This window comes from Acidiferrimicrobium sp. IK (assembly GCF_025499425.1).
Taxonomy (GTDB): domain Bacteria; phylum Actinomycetota; class Acidimicrobiia; order Acidimicrobiales; family Palsa-688; genus Acidiferrimicrobium.
The window spans coordinates 487,523-505,189 of the sequence record NZ_JAIMCB010000001.1; the positions used below are offsets into that span (position 1 = coordinate 487,523).

The window sequence follows — 17,667 nt, forward strand, 5'->3', positions numbered from 1 at the left end:
CCGCAGCGAGACCCGGCTCAGGCCATCGCGGCGAGCTGGCGGCGCAGACCGGTGACCAGGTCGCCGGCGCCCATGGTGTGGCGGGCGGCGCCGTACACCGCGAAGTCGGGGCGGACCAGGATCACCGCGGCGCCCAGCTCCCGGAACCATTCCGGGTACGGCGCCGGTGCATCGGAGCAGTCCAGCGACCGGCCGCCGAGGTCGGCGAACCACGCCGCCGCGTCGGCGCCGAGCAGCCGGCCCGGGTCGCCGTCGCGGCCGTAGAGCACCCAGCCCCGCCCGATGACCGCGTCGAGGTGCCCGTGGCGGCCGCCGGCGGTGATCTGCCCCTGCACCGACAGGGTCCCCGCGGCGGGGTCCCCGGCCCGCAGCAGGCCCGGGCCGAGCGCCGGCAGGGGAGGCGGGGCGATCGGCCCCGAGCGCTTCGCGGCCGCGACCATGTCACGGTCCCGGGCGGCGGCCGCGTCGGGGTCGGAGACGCAGATGACCCGGCCCAGCTCGACGGAGAAGTCGATCTCGGTGCGGGTTTGGGGCCGCCGCTCGCTGGCGTAGGTGTCGAGGAGGGCGGCGGGAGCGCCGGCTAGGACCATGTCGAGCTTCCACGCCAGGTTGGACGCGTCGCGAAGCCCGGCGCAGAGCCCCTGCCCGGCGAAAGGCGGCATCTGGTGAGCCGCGTCACCGGCCAGCAAGAACCGCCCCTTTCTCCACTCCTCGGCGACGCGCGCGTCGAATCGGTACAGGGCGTGACGCTCGAGGCGGGCGCTGCCGGCGTCGAGCTGCCAGGCGGCCAGCAGCCGCCACGCGGTCGCCTCCGACGCCAGCTCGTCGGGGTCCTCGCCCGGCAGGCGCATGAACTCGAATCGGCGCCGGCCCGGGCCACCTGACACCGCCGTGGTCGGCCGGGCCGGGTCGCAGACCTGCACGTTGCAAGGGATCCAGTGGCGCGGCTGGTCCTCGACGACGTCGACGACCAGCCAGTCGAAGGAGTAGCCGGCGTCGGCCGACGCAATCCCGAGTAGGGAGCGGACCGTGCTGTTGGCCCCGTCGCAGCCCACGACCCACCCTCCGCCCAGCTCGGCCAGGTCGCTGACCTGCCGACCTCGGCGGACCTCCACCGAAGGCAGCGCCGCCAGCCGCTCGGCTAGGAGCGCCTCGAGCGCCGGCTGCGAGAACATCAGCGACTCGGGCCACCCCGAACGCCCGAGCGGCCCGTCGGGCTGCAACCGGAGCAGGACCTGCCCGGCCGGGTTGCGCCACTCGTAGGCGTCCATCACCTCGGTGTCGGGCGCCAGCGCCTCCATGACCCCGGCCGCGTCGAGGATCCGGGCGCCTTGATGGTCGAGGTGCACGGCGCGGGGCTGCGCGACCGGTCGCGGCTGCTTGTCGAGGACCACCACCCGCCGGCCCCGGCCGCCGAGAAGAGCGGCCAGGGTCATCCCGACCGGCCCGGCGCCGACGACGGTGACCTCCGGGTCGGGGCCGGTCACAGCTGACGGCCCCGGCTCACCAGCATGGCGACGTCGACCAGCGCGACGACCAGCGACGCCCGGAACAGCAGCGCCTCCCGGCCTCGCCGGTAGGCGACGACGCCGCCGGCGACGAGAGCGGCGGCTACCGGCAGGCCCGCCGCGGTCCAGCCGACCCGGCCCGGACCGAACGCGACGACCGCCGACGCGGCGAGCATCAAAGCGGCGGCGCCGGCCACGGTGCGGGTGCGCCCCAGGCGGTGGGGCAGGCCGCGCACGCCGGTGGCGGCGTCGTCGTCGAGGTCGGGGACCACGTTGGCCAGGTGAGCCCCGACCCCGAGCAGCGCGGCGGCGGTCAGCGCCCACCACTGCGGGGCCGGGTGACCGGCCCGGCCGAGGGAGATGAACGCGACGAGCAGAGCGAAGCTCGCCGCGTACGGCGCCCACGACCACACCGTGCTCTTCAGCCGGGCGTTGTAACCCCAAGCCAGCGCCACCGCGACGACGTGCGCGCCGCCGGCCCGCCACCCGGAGAGAAACGACAGCGGCACGCACGCGGCCGCCGCCCCGAACGCCGCCAGGCCGACGGTGCTCCGCCCGAGCCCGCCGCCGACGAGCGGCTTGTCGGACCGGCGGGCGGCTCGGTCCCGTTCGGCGTCGAGCCAGTCGTTGTGCCACCCGACCGACAGCTGCCCGGCGAGGACCGCGGCGCCGACCGCGACCACCCCCGGTGCGGCGCGTCCCGACGACGCGGCCAGGACCACGCTCAGCGCGGTGACCGCGGCGGTCGGCTCCGGGTGGCAGGCCCGCAGCAGGGTCAGCGCCGCCGGCGGCCCTCCCGTGGACTGCTGCGCTCGTCCCGACCCCATGGCGGTCACCATAGGTGGAGGACTGTGGTTGGGTGGCTGGTGTGCCCTTGCCCACGTTGCGGGCCCGCAACGATCCCCGCCAATACGACGACCTCGCCGACGCGTGGTGGGATCCGAGGGGCGCCTTCGCCATGCTGCACTGGCTGGCCGAGGCGCGCGCCGGGCTGGTCCCCGCCGCGGCCCGCCCCGGGGCGGTCCTCGTCGACCTGGGTTGCGGGGGAGGGCTCCTCGCCCCGCACCTGGCCGCCAAGGGGTACCACCACGTCGGGGTGGACGTGACCGGCTCCGCGCTGCGCCGGGCCCGGGACCACGGGGTGACCGTCGTGCGCGCCGACGCCGCGACGGTCCCGCTTCGCGACGAGGTCGCCGACGTCGTGTGCGCCGGGGAGATCCTCGAGCACGTCACCGACCCCGCCGCGGTGGTCGCCGAGGCGTGCCGGCTGCTTCGCCCCGGCGGCCGGCTGGTCGTCGACACCATCGCCGCGACCAGGCTGGCCACCCTCGTCGCCGTGGAGATCGCCGAGCGGGTCCCGGGCGCGGCGCCGGCGGGCATCCACGACCCGGCGCTGTTCGTCGACCGCGACGCTTTGGTCCGGGCCTGCGCGGCGCACGGCGTCGAGCTGCGGCTGCGGGGTCTGCGGCCCCGGTGGCGGGAGCTGGCCGGGTGGGCCGCGGGCCGCCGGCCGGCGGTGACGATGGTGCCGGTGTGGACCACCGCGGTGCTGTTCCAAGGGTGGGGCACCAAGGGGGTCGGGCGGTGAGCACCGCGGCACCGTCTCCGGCGGTCGGCGTCGCCGCCCCGGCCTGGGAGCGGCCGGCGCCGGCGGTGGTCACCGGCAGCGGGCAGGCGTTCCCGGCCGGGCGCAGCCAGCAGGAGTACTGGGACGGGTTCTACGGGCCGCGCGCCGGCGACAACCGCTGGACCCGGGCGGTGTTCCTCGGCGCCGGCTGCGGCCGGCGCCACACCGCGGTCGACCCGACCGTCGAGGACATCTCCGGGTGGTCGACGGGGGAGCGGATGGCCCGCTACCTGGCCGAAGCGCTGCCGCTGGCGGCCGCCGCGGCGGGCGACGCCCTCGACGGGGCCGGGCTGGCCGCCGGCGACCTCGGGCTTTTGGCGGTGGTGTCGTGCACCGGGTACACCACCCCGGGCCTCGACATCCGCCTCGCCGAGCTGCTCGGCGCCGACCCGTCGCTGCAGCGCCTCCTGATCGGTCACATGGGCTGCTACGCGGCGCTGCCCGGGCTGGGAGCGGTGAGCGACGCGGTGGTAGCCCGCGGCCGCCCCGCGCTGCTCGTGTGCGTCGAGGTGGCGTCGCTGCACGTCCAGCCGCCCAGCGCGGACATGGAGCAGACCGTCGCCCACGCGTTGTTCTCCGACGGCGCCGCCGCGGTGGTCGTCGAGCCCGGCGGAGGCGCCGGCGGCCCGGCCTCGGGTCTGGAGGTGATCGACGTGGTGGCCCGCACCGACGTGGCCACCGCCGACCACATGCGCTGGGACATCACCGACCTCGGCTTCCGGATGGGTCTGTCGCGGCGGGTCCCCGACGTCCTCGCCCGCCACGTCGGGCCTCTCGTGGACGACCTGCTCGTCCGCAACGGCCTCGGGCGCGGCGACGTCGACGGCTGGGCGGTGCACCCCGGCGGCCCGAGGATCCTCGACGTCGTCGAGGAGCAGCTGGGTCTCGGCCCCGGCGCCCTCGACCCGTCCCGCCGGGTGCTCGCCGAGCACGGCAACTGCTCGTCGGCGACGGTGCTGGTGGTCCTCGAGGAGCTGCGGAGGGCCGCGCCGCTGGCGCCGGGGGAGGCGGTGGTGGCGTTGGCGTTCGGGCCCGGCCTGACCCTCTACGGCGTGCTGCTCAAGGCGGTGTAGGCGCCCCGCGGGAGCGACCCGGGGCCGGTATGGAACCAACCGGGCCGGCTGTGCGTCTTCATCACTGTGAGCCGCCCCGACCGCTGCCCTCCCCGCCCTCAGCGCGCCGCCCCGCCCCGCGCGGTCTGTAACCCCGGCCGCGCCCTCGGTAGGGTGAACGGCGTGCGGAAGGTCTGCAGCGCGGGGAGGTCCCGACGGTGGTAGCAGTCGATGTGGTAGTCCTGGCAGCAGTCGCGCTCTTGGGGTTCTTGGTCCTCGGGTTGCTTCGCTCCAACGCCGAGCTGACCCGGGCGATGCACAGCCTCGGCGTGGACCTCAGTCCCGACGCGCCCGCGGGCAGCGGCGCGGCGGGTGCTTCGGCGGGTGGTGTGGCCACCCCGGTGGCCCTCCAAGCCCGCCCGACGCCCGCCCGCCCGGACCCGACCGCGGTGCCCGACCTCGCCGGCGTGACCCCCTCAGGCGACGCGGTGGCGATCGCTGTGACCGGGGTCCGTCACGACACGCTGGTCGCGTTCTTGACCTCCGGCTGCTCGACGTGCCGGGGGATCTGGGACGTACTCAAGCAGGGCGTCCCCGATGTCCCGGGTGGCGCCCGCCTGGTGGTGGTCACCCGCGGCAGCGAGGCCGAGTCGCCCGGGGTGGTCGCCGGCCTGGCCGGGACCCACGTCCCCGTCGTCATGTCGAGCGACGTGTGGAGCGGCTACGACGTGCCCTACGCCCCGTACTTCGTGTACGTGTCGGGCCCCGCGGCCAGGGTCGTCGGGGAGGGCACCGCGGCGACCTGGGACGCGGTGCGGACTTTGGTGGCCAACGCGGTGGCCGACGGCACCACCAACCCCGTCGCCCAGCCGGACCTCGGCGAGCGGTGGGCCAAGTCGTCCGCCGACGCGGACCGCGAGCAGCGCATCGACCGGGAGCTGGCTGCGGCCGGGATCCTGCCCGGCGACCCCCGGCTGCGCCCCACGTCGATCACCCAGCCCGCGGGCCCCGAGCCCGGCGAGATTCGCCGGTGACAGCAGTCGCGACGGCCGCCGTGGTGGCGGCCGGGGTCAGCATCGCGGTCGTGGCCGGGCTGCGCTCGACCTGGTCGCCGTGAGGTGAGTCGATGCTGACCAGCATCAGCCCGCTCGGGGAGCGGGCCAGGCACAACCGATGGTCGATCACCGTGGCGTGGTACGTCGCGGCTTCGGTGGCCGCTGCCGCCGCGATGGGGACCGTCCTCGGCGCGGCCGGCTCCGCGCTGGCCGGCGTCGCGGGGGCACCGGCGCGCGCCGGCGTCCTCGGGGCGCTCGCCGCGCTGGCCGTGGTGATCGACGGGACCGGCGCGCCGGTGCCCGGACCCCGCCGGCAGGTCGACGAGGACTGGCTCAACCGGTACCGGGGCTGGGTGTACGGAGCCGGGTTCGGGGCGCAGCTGGGAGCCGGCGTCACGACCATCGTCACCACCGCGACCGTCTGGCTGTACCTGGCCGCCGCGCTCCTGTCGGGGTCGTGGCTGCCGGGCGCGATGATCGGCGCCACGTTCGGGCTGGTCAGGGCGTTGCCTCTGGTCGGCGCGGGCCGGGTGCGTTCGTTCGCCGGGCTGCAACGCCGTCACGGCGCGCTGGTGCGCATGGCGCCGGTCGCGACGGGAGTCACCGTCGGAGCCACCGCCGTCGCGGCGGTCGGGCTCGGGGTCGTCGCCGCTGTCGCGGCCGTCGCAGGAGGGTTTTCATGAAGATCACGTCACACGGGCTGTCGGTGACCCCGCCGCCGGGGTGGGACGCTTCCATCTACCTGAGGCCGCCGGGACCGGGAGAGGTCACCCGCCCGGTGCTGCACGCGGCGACGGTCCCGCTGCCGGCCGGGCGAGGCGACTACGGAAGCGGGCTGGTAGAAACGCTCGGCGCCACCGACGTGTTCGTCGCGCTGCTCGACTTCGGGACCGACAACGCCGACACCGCGCTGTTCGCGTCGACGGCCATGCCCGGGCTGACCCCCGACATGTACCGCCCGAAGGCGATGCAACGGGTCATCGCCGGGCAGGCCGGCGTGCAGCGGTTCTTCACCGCCGGCGGCCGGGCGTTCTGCCTGTACTCGGTGATCGGCTCGTACGCCGCGGCCCAGTCGCTTTGCGCCCGCGCCAACCAGGTGCTCGGGTCCCTCGAGGTGCAGGCGGTCGGCGGGTGAGCGCCGGAGCCCCCGCGGTGGCCGGGCTGTTCGCGGCCGGGTCGCTGCTCCTCGCCGGCGCCGGCGTGGCCAAGGTCCGCCGGCCCGCCGACAGCTCCATCGCGCTTCGAGCCGCCGGCTTGCCGGCGACGCCGGGGCGGGTGCGGGCCGTGGCCGCCGCCGAGACCGCGGTCGGCGTCGCCGCGCTGGTCGCCCCCGGGCCGGTCCCGGCGCTGCTGGTGGCGCTGTCGTTCGCCGGGTTCGCGGTGTTCGTGGCCGTCGCGCTCCGCCGGCGGCTTCCCCTGGCCTCCTGCGGCTGCTTCGGCCGTCCCGACACGCCCCCGTCGTGGGCGCATGTCGTGGTCAACGTGGTCGCCGCCGGGTCCGCCCTGGCGTGGGCTTTCAGCCAGTCGAGGTCGCTGCCGTCCACCCTCGCCGGCCAGGCGTGGCGGGCCGTGCCGCTCGCCGCGGGCTCGCTGGTGGTGTGCGCCATGGCCGCCATCGTCCTCACCAACCCGCTGGCGCAGGCGCGCCACCAAGGATCGGGAGATCGCCAGTGACAGTCGTCGAACGCATGGGGGGGTGGCTGGTCGGGCGGACGTCGCGGCGCAGCTTCCTGGCCCGCAGCACCATGGTCGCCACCGCGGCGTCGATCGGGCCGGTCGACTTCCTGCTGCGGCCGGCCACCGCGTACGCCTTCGTCTGCGAGTGCGCCAGCTCCAACTGCTCGTGCAGCCAGGCGTGCTGCGACGGCTACACCCAGTTTTGCTGCACCATCGACGGCGGGGTGAACGCCTGCCCTCCCGGCAGCTTCGCCGGCGGCTGGTGGAAAGCCGACGGCTCGGCGTACTGCGCCGGCGCCCGGTACTACATCGACTGCATGGGGGAGTGCCACGGCTGCTCCTGCTCGGGGGGCTTCCAGTTCTGCGGCTGCGACGGCCTCACCTGCGAGTGCGCGCTAGGCGACTGCAACAACCGTCACGTCGGCTGCACCGAGTTCCGCTACGGCCAGTGCCACACCGAGATCGCCTGCTCCGGGCGGATCCTGTGCCGGGTGGTCAGCTGCACCCCGCCGTGGGAGCTGGACCCCACCTGCTCGACGGTGTCGCAGGTCGACGAGTCGACCGCCAACCACTACGCCCCCTGCCAGGACGGCCCGACGTCGTTCGCCCCGCCGGCCCCCCCGGCGGTGGTGGCGATGGCCTCGACCAGCACCGGCAACGGCTACTGGCTGGTCGACGTCACCGGCGTGGTCACCGCCTACGGCGACGCGGCCACCTACGGCGACCTGGCCGGCAAGACCCTCAACAAGCCGATCGTCGGGATGGCCGCGACGCCGGACGGGAAGGGCTACTGGCTGGTGGCCTCCGACGGCGGGATCTTCGAGTTCGGCGACGCCGCCTTCCACGGCTCGACCGGCAACGTGCATCTCAACCAGCCGATCGTCGGGATGAGCACCGACCCCGCGACGGGCGGCTACTGGCTGGTGGCCTCCGACGGCGGGATCTTCGACTTCGACACGCCTTTTGACGGCTCGACCGGCAACGTCACGCTGAACAAGCCGGTGGTCGGCATGGCCGCGATGCACTCCGGCGCCGGCTACTGGCTGGTCGCGTCCGACGGCGGGATCTTCGAGTTCGGCGACGCGCCGTTCCTCGGCTCGACGGGCAACGTCACGCTCAACCAGCCCGTCGTCGGCATGGCCGCCACCCCGACAGACAAGGGTTACTGGCTGGTCGCCGCGGACGGCGGGATCTTCGAGTTCGGCGACGCCGGGTTCTTCGGCTCGACGGGCAACGTGAAGCTGAACAAGCCGATCGTGGGCATGGCCGCCACTCCGGGCGGACAGGGCTACTGGCTGGTCGCGTCCGACGGCGGGGTGTTCAACTTCGGCGACGCCACCTTCCACGGGTCGCGGGGGTAACGCCGGAGGGTCCCCGGGGGGAGGGCGGCAGGGCAGCGGAAGGGCGTCGCGGCGGCCCCGCCGGTCAGGTCTGCAGCGGGGCGGCGGCCGCGTCGCCCTCGTCGCCCTCCGCCTCGGGCAGCAACCCGCTCTGCCAGGACTTCTTCGTCGACTCGTGGGTCTGGCGGGCCTCTTGGATGTCGCCTTCCAGCTTCTTCAGGCGCTCCTCGTCCGCCGCGATGCGCGCCGCGTCTTCCTTCTGGCTCGGCGCGTTCGGCTCCCTCGGTGCATCAGCCATACCGTCACGCTACCCACCAACGCCGCCGGCGACCCGCGGCCGTCCGCCCCGGTGTCACCCGAGCCCGAACCCGCTGGCGGGATCGACCGGTTCGGGCCAGTCGCCCACGACCACATCGGTGACCTCAGCCCAGCTCGGGCCGGCCCGGCACCAGTCGATCAAAGCGGCGACCGCGGCCGGCTCGCCGGCGGCCACGACCTCGACACGGCCGTCGGGGAGGTTACGGACCAAGCCGGCGACGCCGAGGCGGCCGGCGACGCGGGCGCACGCAGCCCGGAACCCGACGCCTTGCACCCGCCCCGACACCAGCACGTGCTTGGCGACCGGCCCGCTCATCGCCGGGAGCGGTCGGCTCCCGCCCCGGCCGGCGCAGCGTCAGGACCGGCCGCCGGCTGAGCGCCGGCCGCCGGCTCGGGACGGCCAGCCGGCTCGGGACCGGTCCCGGCGTCGGGGCGGTCCGCCGGCTCCTGGGCGGTGACCGGCGCGGGGGTCACCTGCAACCCCGCCACCTGGCGGGCGGCGGAGGGCTGCAACCAGCGCCCGATGACGGGCAGCTCCCAGAACGACTCCGCCCGGGCCACCGCGATGGCGGTGGCCAGCGCGTTCTCCGGGGCGTCGTAGACCGCGTAGCGCGGCTGCCAGTCCGGATCGAACTTGGCGTTGAACTTCCAGAGCGACTCGATCTGCATCGAGTCCCCCATGCGCCGCAGCAGCCACGCCTGCACCCGCTGCGACACCCCCTCGCCGGCCTCCCCGGCGAGCACCGCGCGCATCGTCGCGAAGTTGAGGCCCAGGCTGGTGCCTCCGTGTTCCTTCACGTACTTGATGGTCTCCACCACCGCGAAGTCGATGAGGCCGTTGGGGTGCTCGCCGTCGTCGCGGCGCATCAAGTCGAGGGAGTAGCCGCCGATGCCCGGCGCCGGCACGTACTGGCAGAACGCGACCGGCGGCCCCGGCGTCCCCTCGGGGCCGTCGGGCGGCGGCGGCCCGTGGACCACCGCGAGCAGCAAGCCGTCGTCGGCCGGGTCGAAGACCCGCCCGAGGGTCATCGAGAACCCTCGCTCCACGTCCCCCCGGCGGCTTTTGGTCATCACCTGTTCCAGCGCGGCGCGAAGCGGAGGGTCGAGGTGGGCCGGGTCGTGGAAGCTGATCGTGTAGCCGTACTTCGCGACCCGGTTGACCGCCTGGCGCAGCCCCTTGAACCGGCCGCCTTCCAGGGTGAAGCGGCCGGTGCGCACCACGCCCTCGTCACCGACGTACAAGTCGTGCATGCCGGTGGCCCGGTAGATGGGGAGCCACTCCTCGCCGGCGCCGAGACCGCCCAGGGCCCAGCCGTGCTCGTCGACGAACGCCCTAAACGCCCGCCACGCCTCTTCCCGCTCGGCGACCGGGCCGATCGGGTCGGGCGACACCAGGCACACCGTGCCGTAGACCGCGTAGGCGACGACGGTGTCCCCCCAGAAGAAGAACTCCTTGTCCGGGCGCAGCGCGAAGTAGTCCAAGGTCCCCGACCCGTGCCGGGCCACCACCGCCCGGGCCCGTTCCAGGCCTCCGGTGGACTCGCCCGGCGCCAGCCGCCGGCGGTGGGCGACCACCGGGCGGAACAGCAACACCAGCGCAGCCGCGACCAGGCCGAGCGCGGCGGCGACCATCGCCGGGGTGAAGAACCGGTCGATCATCGTCGGGAGGGAGACGTGGCGGACCCCGATGAGACGCTCGACTGACGCCTGCAGGGCCCGGTCCCACGACAACCGGTGGATCACGTGGTGGTGGCGGGTGGCGTTCACCCACGTGCCCAGCTCCAACCCGAGCGTCCCGGCCACGATGACCAGCACGAAGACCGCCACCAACGTGCCGTAACCCTTGCGCAGCGGGGGGATGTCGGTCGCCGCCTCGAACTCCCGTCGCTGCACCCACAGGTAGGTCGCGACGGCGAGAGCGACGGCCGCCTCCTCGACGTCGACGCCCTTGATCAGGTGCAGGGCCGCGGCCACCACGAGCAGGATCTGGGTGACCGCCCACGCCCGTCGCTGGCCTCGCCGGACGCCTCGGGCGAGGATCAGCAAGGCGATGCCGGCCAGAGCGTCGAGGGCTGCCGCGGTCTCGGGGACCGCGACGGGGAACATCCGCCGCAGCAGCTGCAGACGGTCGTTGACCGGGTCCGACAGCGATGACACCAGCGTCGCGAACCCGGCGATGGCGACGATCGCGCCGGCGATGCGCCGGGTCCGCCGACGGCGGGGGAGTTCCGACACCGGCGGCGGCCACGACTCGCCGTGGGGGAAGGTGGCGACGACCTCGGGTCGCAGTTCCTTGGACGCCGCGGTGTCGGGACCGCGGTCGGCGACGATGCGCTCCAAGACGCTGGCGCCGGGCAGGTCGACGCGTCCGTAGATCAGCCGCACGTGCAGCTCGGCGCCGGCCTCCAGCTCCACCCACGCGGCCTGGCGGTGAGCGAGGAACACCGCCGGAAGCCCCAGACCGGGCATCCGGGCGCTGACCTCGGAGACCACCTCGCTGATACAGCCGGCGTTGGCGTAGAAGCCGGGGCCGAGCATGGTCATCTCCGGGCGGCAGGTGTGGGCGGTGATCAGCCCGGAGTGCCCGGCGCTGATCAGCTCACGCGCCGCGGCCCGCGCCGCGTGGTTGGGGTCGCGTCCGCTGGTCCCGAGGGTCACCGCGGACAGCCCCCGCCAGGTGCCGCGGATCGTCGCGGCCGCCAGCCCGGCGAGGAGGACCACCTCGAGCGCGACCGCGGCGACCTCGAGGCCGACGCGCCACCCGATGGCGTAGTGGGCTCGGCGCACGACCAGGGCGGGCAGGCCGAGCACGAACGCCAGCACGACGGGAAGCACCAGCAGCCACGCCCGCCGCCCGAGCTGGTGGTACGCCAGCCGGGAGGCCACGAAGCGGGGAAAGGAGGCCGGGTCGTCGAGGCGGTCGATTCCCGCCAGCCACCCCGCGCCGGCCGGGGTGGCGCCGTTTTGGTCGAGGACGGAGGGAAGGATGTCGGCCCTCAGGTGCTGGGCGAGGGGGGTCTCCCCGGCGTTGCACGGGTCGCAGAACGCGGCCAGGGGATCGACGCGCTGCCCAGGCTCGACGCGCACCAGGCGGACGCCGCTGCCGGTGGTCAGGCGTAGCTCTGCCGCCAGGGCCATCTCGGCTCCTAGCTGGCGGGCCAGGACCTTCTGCGCCGGGGTCGACCACGCCAGGTGAGGGTCGCGGTCTCCGGGGAGGACTACCATCCTGCGCCCGGCGCCGGCCGAGAACGCCTTGCAGGCGCCGACCAGGCGGGGGTGGGCAGCCAGCACAGCGGCGCCGTCACCGACCGGCCCGCGGGCGTTGTCGAACAGGTTCCCGTTGACCACCAGCACCCCCGGACCGGTCCACGCTTCGATGGCCTGGACCACCTCGAGCACCGCCGCTGACATCGCCGCGCTCGGGTCCCGGCCCAGGTGCAGGTCGGAGAGGACCAACGCCCGGCCCCCGACGGGCACGTCGATCTCGATCACCGCGGCCAACGCGGCGTCGGCGCGGTCGGCTGCGGTCGGGGCTGCAGGAGAGGGATCGGTCATGGATGGTGCCGCCTGCCGCAGGGTTCGGATCGATCCGTACGCAGGCGGTCTCCTACGGTACTTGCTGACCGGATCAACGGGGGGTAGCAGTGCTGGCAGGCGAGGACGGCGGACACCGGGTGGCGGCGACGCTGGCCGGGCACGCTCGGCGCATGGGTCCCCTGCCGTGGTCGGCGCTCGGGCCGAGACCCCCCATCGCCGAGCCGCCGGAGATGGCCGGGTGGCTGGCCGGGACCCTCGACGGGCTGTGGAGGGAGCTGGGCGAACCCGACCCGTGGGTGGTGGTCGACGCCGGCGCCGGCGACGGCGCCCGGGCCCCGGCGGTCCTCGGGCAGGACCCGGCGTGCGCGCCGGCGCTGCGGTGGCTGCTCGTCGAGGACAGCCCCGGCGCCGAGGCCTCCCAGCGCGCCGCCCTGCAGCGCGCCGCCCTGCAGCGCGTCACGTCGCGGCGGGCCGGTCTGGCGCCGGTCGGCCACGAGGGCGGGCGGGCCGGCCCCGACGGGCCGGTGCTGGAGGACCCGGCCCTGGTGCTCGGCCCGGCGGTCGCCGGCGACGACCCGGACGAGGCGCCGGCATCCCCGCCCGGCATCGGACCGCTGGTCGCGTCGCTGCGCGAGCTGCCTGGCGGTCTTTCGGTCGCGGCGGTGGTGGCCGTCGGCTGGTTGGGGCGGCTCCCCGCCGACCGCTTCGAGTGGCGGGCCGGCAAGTGGTGGGAGATCCGCCTGGCCGCCGGGCGCGGCGACGTGCTCGACGAGATGCTGGTCGACGCCGGCGGTCGAGGCCCCGACCGCCCGGCGAGCGCGGACGGCGAGCGGGTGTTCGTCCCGGTGTCGGCCCGCCGGTGGCTGGCGGCAGCCCGCCGGGTCGCGTCCGCCGGGACGGTCCTCGCCGTCGACCTGTTTTCCCCGGACCGGCTGCCGCTCGACGGGCTGGGCGCCGCGCCGCGGCACACCGGCGCGTTGCCGGGCCGCCTCGCCCCGTTTATCGCCGCCCAGTGGGACATGCGGGACTAGAAAGGGTGCATGGCTGACGCACCCGGGGGAATCGAAGCCTTCTACCTGGAAAACCGGTTGTTCCCACCGCCCGATTCGGTCAAGGCGGGCGCATGGATCACCGGCGCCGAAGAGTACGAGGAGGCGGAGCGCGACTGGCAGGGATACTGGGCCCGCCAGGCCGCCGACCTGCTCGACTGGTCGCGCGAGTGGGACACGATCCTCGAGTGGGACCGGCCCTTCGCCAAGTGGTTCGTGGGCGGCAAGCTCAACGTCTCGGTCAACTGCGTCGACCGGCACGTGGCCAACGGGCTAGGCGAGCGCGTCGCCTACCACTGGGTGGGGGAGCCCGGCGACACCCGCACCATCACCTACGCCGACTTGCTGGCCGACGTCGAGCGCTTCGCCAACGTCTTGAAGGGCTACGGCGTCACCAAGGGCGACCGGGTCGCCATTTACATGCCGATGATCCCCGAGCTTCCCGTCGCCATGCTGGCCTGCACCCGGATCGGCGCGGCCCACTCGGTGGTGTTCGGCGGTTTCTCCTCCGACGCCCTCCGGGACCGGATCAACGACGCCGAGGCCAAGGTCCTCATCACCGCCGACGGCGGCTACCGCAAGGGCAAGGCCAACCTGCTCAAGCCGGCCGCCGACGTGGCCCTGGCCGCCTGCCCGTCGATCACCGACGTGGTGGTCGTCAAGCGGGTCGGCGACCCGCCGGAGGGAGCCGAGGCCCCCGCCGAGGTGGCGATGGAAGACGGGCGGGACCACTGGTGGCACGAGGCGATGGCCTCCGCGGAGGCGACCTGCGAACCGGAGGCGATGGACAGCGAGGACCTGCTGTACCTCCTCTACACGTCGGGGACCACCGCCAAGCCCAAGGGCATCATGCACACCACCGGGGGCTACCTGACGCAGGTGGCCTACACCCACAAGTACGTGTTCGACCTCCACGCGGAGCGCGACGTGTACTGGTGCGCGGCGGACATCGGCTGGGTCACCGGTCACAGCTACATCGTCTACGGGCCGCTCGCCAACGGCGCCACCAGCGTCTTGTACGAGGGAGCACCGGACCATCCCGACAAGGACCGGTGGTGGCAGATCATCGAGGACTACAAGGTCTCGATCCTCTACTGCGCACCGACCGCGATCCGGGCGTGCATGAAGTGGGGGACGCAGTACCCCGCCTCCCACGACCTGTCGTCGCTGCGGATCCTCGGCTCGGTCGGCGAGCCGATCAACCCCGAGGCGTGGATCTGGTACCACACCAACATCGGCGGGGAGCGCTGCCCGATCGTCGACACGTGGTGGCAGACCGAGACCGGGGCCATCATGATCTCGCCGCTGCCGGGGGCCACGACGACCAAGCCGGGGTCGGCGACGTTCCCGCTGCCGGGGATCTCCGCGCAGGTCGTCGACGAGATGGGCAAACCGGTGGAGGTGGGCGGCGGGTACCTGACCATCGACCGGCCGTGGCCGGCGATGCTGCGGGGCATCTACAAAGACCCGGAGCGCTACCAGCAGACCTACTGGTCCCGGTTCGGGGACCGCTACTTCGCCGGAGACGGCGCCAAGGTCGACGACGACGGGTACCTGTGGCTGCTCGGCCGGGTCGATGACGTCATGAACGTCTCCGGCCACCGGGTGTCGACCACCGAGGTCGAGTCCGCGCTCGTCGACCACCAGTCGGTCGCGGAGGCCGCGGTCGTCGGAGCCAAGGACGAGACGACCGGGCAGGCGATCGTGGCGTTCGTCACGCTGAAAAGCGAGTTCACCCCCGGCGAGTCCCACGGCGAGGACCTGCGGCAGTGGGTGGCGGAGAAGATCGGCAAGTTCGGCCGGCCGAAGACCATCATCTTCACCGACGACCTGCCGAAGACCCGCTCCGGCAAGATCATGCGCCGGCTGCTGCGCGACGTCGCGGAGGGCCGCGACCTGGGCGACACCACCACCCTCGCCGACCCCGGCGTGGTGGAGGAGATCCGCACCCGCTCGCAGGTCGCGCCGACCGAGGAGTAAGCCCGGCCGCTACCGGCCGGGGCCGGCCAGCGCCGCCCGGGCCCGCTCGGAGACCGCCGCGGCCGCCAACCGGCCCAGCTCGGCGTCCTCAAGACGGACCTGCTCGCGGTACCCGCCGGCCGCGGCGTCGACGCATCGCGGCCCGCCGGCGCCGGCGGCCCACAGCAGCGTCGCCAGCGACCACAGCCGCGGCCCGGTACCGGCGCCGGCCCAGTCGACGAGGACCGCCTCGCCGCTCGGTGCTCCTTGACAGTCGTGGTGCCGGAGAAGGGCGTCACCAGCCTCGAGGCTTGGGTGCTCGCCCGGCGGTGTGGGGGCGACGTCGCGGGCCAGACGGTCGTCCGCGTCGGGGTCGCCGAAGGGGGCGGGGATCCGCTCGAAGCCGGTTCCTGGAGGTCAGTGGGCTTGGCCGGGGACGAATTCCGGCGTTGGGCTTGAACCGGCCCGATCGGGACCCCGGCCGCTTGGCTGGCGCCGCGGCGGTTGTGGCACCCTTCGACGGGTGAGCCAGTCCGTCAGCCCGCCGTGGGACAACTACCGGTGGCGGGAGGGTCCCGTCCCCGCCGGCCGGGCCGTCGTGTTCGACCTCGACGGGGTCCTCTCCGACGCCGCCAGCCGCCAGCACTACCTGGAGGGGCGCTGGCGGGACTGGGACGCGTTCTTCGAGGCGTGCGGCGACGACCCGCTCATCGAGGACGTAGCCCAGCTGCTCAACCTGCTCGACCCGTCGCTGGCGGTGGTGCTCCTCACCGCCCGCCCCGCCCGCGTCGCCCCCCAGACCCTGGCCTGGCTGCACCGCTACAAGCTGCGGTGGGATCTGCTGATCATGCGGGACTTCGGTGACTACGGCGCGGCCCGCGAGTTCAAACGCCGCTCCGTGGCGGAGCTGCGGGACCTGGGTTTCGACCTTGAGCTCAGCTTCGAGGACGACCGGCGCAACGTGGAGATGTTCCGCGAGGAGGGCATCCACTGCGTGTACATCCACTCCGGCTACTACGACTGAATCCGCGGGCCGTTTCCGATTCGCCTTCCCGATCCCGTCGCGGCTCTGTCGGGTCCTACGGGTGGGTGCCGAGGGTCATGAACCCTCCGCCGCCGATCCAGTCGGTGCGCACGACCTGCCCGGTGTAAGGGGCGTTGACCATGTGGCCCCCGCCCAGGTACATGGCCACGTGCTCGACCGACGCCGGGTCGGCGGTGTTGGTCGCCCAGTACACCAGGTCGCCGGCCACCAGGTTGGCCATCGGGACCTTCGCGCCGTCGATGTACTGGTCGGCGGCCACTCGGGGGATGGCGACGCCGGCGGAGCGCCACGCCTCCATCACCAGGCCGGAGCAGTCGAAGCCGCCGACGCCGGTCCCACCCCACAGGTAGGGGACGCCGAGCTGGGCCATGGCCCACTCGACCGACGCGTCACCGGCGCTTTGGATGGTATGCATCACGGCCAGCACCGGCGGCGCCTGCCCGACTGCGGAGCCGAACGGGTGGATGTCGCCGTCGTGGGCGACCTCCCAGTAGCCGCTGCCCGAGCGGTCCGGCACGATCTGGGACACGGTCTGCCCGAGCGCGGTACCGCCGAGCGAGCCGTAGAACCCGGCGTCGCCGAAGTTGAACACTCCGCCGTCGGCGCCGATCATCCAGTACCCCTTCCGGTCCGCGGTGGGCGCCAGCGACACGATCGGGCTGCTCAGCCGGACGTTCCCCGTCGAGCCGTAGAACCCGGCGTCGCCGAAGGAGAACACGCCGCCGTCGCCGGCGAAGAGCCAGTAGCCCTTACCGTCGGGGGTGGCGGCCATGCCGACGATCGGCTTGTTCAGGTGGACGTTGCCGGTGGAGCCGAAGAAGCCGGCGTCGCCGAAGTTGAACACGCCGCCGTCGCCGGCGAAGAGCCAGTAGCCCTTGCCGTCGGGGGTGGCGGCCATGCCGACGATCGGCTTGTTCAGGTGGACGTTGCCGGTGGAGCCGAAGAAGTGCGCGTCGCCGAACTCGAAGATCCCGCCGTCGCCGGCCACCAGCCAGTAGCCGTGGGCGTCGGGGGTGAGGGTCACGCCGATGACCTGGGCGTTCAACCGCACGCCGGCCAGCGACCCGTAGTCGGTGGCTCCCCCGAGCGGCCACACCGCGCCGGTGGGGCTGACCTCGTAGTACGGGGTCGGGTTCTCGTAGGGGGAGGGCGCAGCCTCGGCGTGCAGCGACGCGGTGCTCACCGTCGCCGGCCCGCCGCCCCCACCAGCCCACCCCGGCCCGCCGGCCGCTGCGCCCGTCGCAGCCGGAGCGCCCGCCGGCGCCGGAGCCGCCAGAGCCGCGGGCGGGGCCAGCGCCGCCGCGCCGAGCATGGTCGTGGATGCCAGGGCGGCCAGGACGGCCGCCGAGCGTCGAATAGATGTCCGCACGGGGGATCTATCGGCATTCGGGCGGGACGGCTGAAACGCGGAGACGCCGGCCGAAACCGGACCGCCCGGCGGGGCGCTTCTTGGCTGCTTCTCAGCCTGATCGGGAACACTGGTGGTGCCGCTGTGCACCA

General features: G+C 74.2%; 16 protein-coding genes. 10 read left to right on the plus strand and 6 right to left on the minus strand.

The features are described from left to right. Nucleotides 1-17 precede the first annotated feature (17 nt). Both K6U06_RS02365 and K6U06_RS02370 read right to left on the minus strand, forming a co-directional pair. Complete coding sequence (locus K6U06_RS02365) at nt 18-1,487, minus strand: bifunctional 3-(3-hydroxy-phenyl)propionate/3-hydroxycinnamic acid hydroxylase (protein WP_262320281.1); 1,470 nt, start codon at nt 1,485-1,487, stop codon at nt 18-20. Beyond that, the gene (locus tag K6U06_RS02370) at nt 1,484-2,335 is read right to left on the minus strand and encodes a UbiA family prenyltransferase (protein WP_262320282.1); all 852 of its coding nucleotides are present in this window, start codon (nt 2,333-2,335) and stop codon (nt 1,484-1,486) included. Before K6U06_RS02370 ends, K6U06_RS02365 begins: the two co-directional genes overlap by 4 nt. Nucleotides 2,336-2,367: 32 nt before the next feature. Between K6U06_RS02370 and ubiG the strand changes: the two genes are divergently transcribed. The 7 genes from ubiG (at nt 2,368) to K6U06_RS02405 (ending at nt 8,280) form a co-directional block, all read left to right on the plus strand. Beyond that, complete coding sequence (gene ubiG, locus K6U06_RS02375) at nt 2,368-3,096, plus strand: bifunctional 2-polyprenyl-6-hydroxyphenol methylase/3-demethylubiquinol 3-O-methyltransferase UbiG (protein WP_410050952.1); 729 nt, start codon at nt 2,368-2,370, stop codon at nt 3,094-3,096. 65 nt (nt 3,097-3,161) lie between these two features. Then, nucleotides 3,162-4,208, plus strand: a complete 1,047-nt coding sequence (locus tag K6U06_RS02380) for a type III polyketide synthase (RefSeq protein WP_410050967.1) — start codon at nt 3,162-3,164, stop codon at nt 4,206-4,208. A gap of 197 nt (nt 4,209-4,405) precedes the next feature. Beyond that, on the plus strand, nt 4,406-5,221 hold the full coding sequence (locus K6U06_RS02385; protein WP_262320285.1) for a hypothetical protein: 816 nt from the start codon (nt 4,406-4,408) through the stop codon (nt 5,219-5,221). Between the two features lie 92 nt (nt 5,222-5,313). Further along, nucleotides 5,314-5,925 (plus strand): hypothetical protein, encoded by a 612-nt coding sequence (locus K6U06_RS02390; protein ID WP_262320286.1) that lies wholly within the window; start codon nt 5,314-5,316, stop codon nt 5,923-5,925. Next, nucleotides 5,922-6,377, plus strand: a complete 456-nt coding sequence (locus K6U06_RS02395) for a hypothetical protein (RefSeq protein ID WP_262320287.1) — start codon at nt 5,922-5,924, stop codon at nt 6,375-6,377. The genes K6U06_RS02390 and K6U06_RS02395 overlap by 4 nt, the downstream gene beginning before the upstream one ends. Further along, nucleotides 6,374-6,916 (plus strand): MauE/DoxX family redox-associated membrane protein, encoded by a 543-nt coding sequence (locus K6U06_RS02400; protein WP_262320288.1) that lies wholly within the window; start codon nt 6,374-6,376, stop codon nt 6,914-6,916. Before K6U06_RS02395 ends, K6U06_RS02400 begins: the two co-directional genes overlap by 4 nt. Beyond that, nucleotides 6,913-8,280, plus strand: a complete 1,368-nt coding sequence (locus K6U06_RS02405; RefSeq protein ID WP_262320289.1) for a hypothetical protein — start codon at nt 6,913-6,915, stop codon at nt 8,278-8,280. Before K6U06_RS02400 ends, K6U06_RS02405 begins: the two co-directional genes overlap by 4 nt. 64 nt (nt 8,281-8,344) lie before the next feature. On the opposite strand, the gene K6U06_RS02410 is transcribed toward K6U06_RS02405, so the two are convergent. The 3 genes from K6U06_RS02410 to K6U06_RS02420 are packed head-to-tail and all read right to left on the minus strand — an operon-like array spanning nt 8,345 to nt 12,132. Continuing rightward, the gene (locus K6U06_RS02410) at nt 8,345-8,557 is read right to left on the minus strand and encodes a hypothetical protein (RefSeq protein ID WP_262320290.1); all 213 of its coding nucleotides are present in this window, start codon (nt 8,555-8,557) and stop codon (nt 8,345-8,347) included. Between the two features lie 54 nt (nt 8,558-8,611). Next, nucleotides 8,612-8,893, minus strand: coding sequence for an acylphosphatase (locus K6U06_RS02415; protein WP_262320291.1), 282 nt, complete (start codon nt 8,891-8,893; stop codon nt 8,612-8,614). Next, nucleotides 8,890-12,132 (minus strand): phosphatidylglycerol lysyltransferase domain-containing protein, encoded by a 3,243-nt coding sequence (locus K6U06_RS02420; protein ID WP_262320292.1) that lies wholly within the window; start codon nt 12,130-12,132, stop codon nt 8,890-8,892. The genes K6U06_RS02415 and K6U06_RS02420 overlap by 4 nt, the downstream gene beginning before the upstream one ends. Nucleotides 12,133-12,221: 89 nt before the next feature. Here K6U06_RS02420 and K6U06_RS02425 point away from each other — a divergent pair, with 89 nt between their 5' ends. The 3 genes from K6U06_RS02425 to K6U06_RS02435 all read left to right on the plus strand — a co-directional run bounded on the left by K6U06_RS02425 (nt 12,222) and on the right by K6U06_RS02435 (nt 16,146). Then, complete coding sequence (locus tag K6U06_RS02425; protein WP_262320293.1) at nt 12,222-13,145, plus strand: SAM-dependent methyltransferase; 924 nt, start codon at nt 12,222-12,224, stop codon at nt 13,143-13,145. A 9-nt stretch (nt 13,146-13,154) separates the two neighbouring features. Beyond that, entirely contained in the window at nt 13,155-15,143 is a 1,989-nt protein-coding gene (gene acs / locus K6U06_RS02430; RefSeq protein WP_262320294.1) for an acetate--CoA ligase, read from the plus strand. 502 nt (nt 15,144-15,645) lie between these two features. Beyond that, nucleotides 15,646-16,146, plus strand: coding sequence for a hypothetical protein (locus K6U06_RS02435; protein WP_262320295.1), 501 nt, complete (start codon nt 15,646-15,648; stop codon nt 16,144-16,146). A 55-nt stretch (nt 16,147-16,201) separates the two neighbouring features. Here the strand turns inward: K6U06_RS02435 and K6U06_RS02440 are convergent, their stop codons facing one another. Next, on the minus strand, nt 16,202-17,536 hold the full coding sequence (locus K6U06_RS02440) for a C40 family peptidase (protein ID WP_262320296.1): 1,335 nt from the start codon (nt 17,534-17,536) through the stop codon (nt 16,202-16,204). Nucleotides 17,537-17,667: the final 131 nt, after the last annotated feature.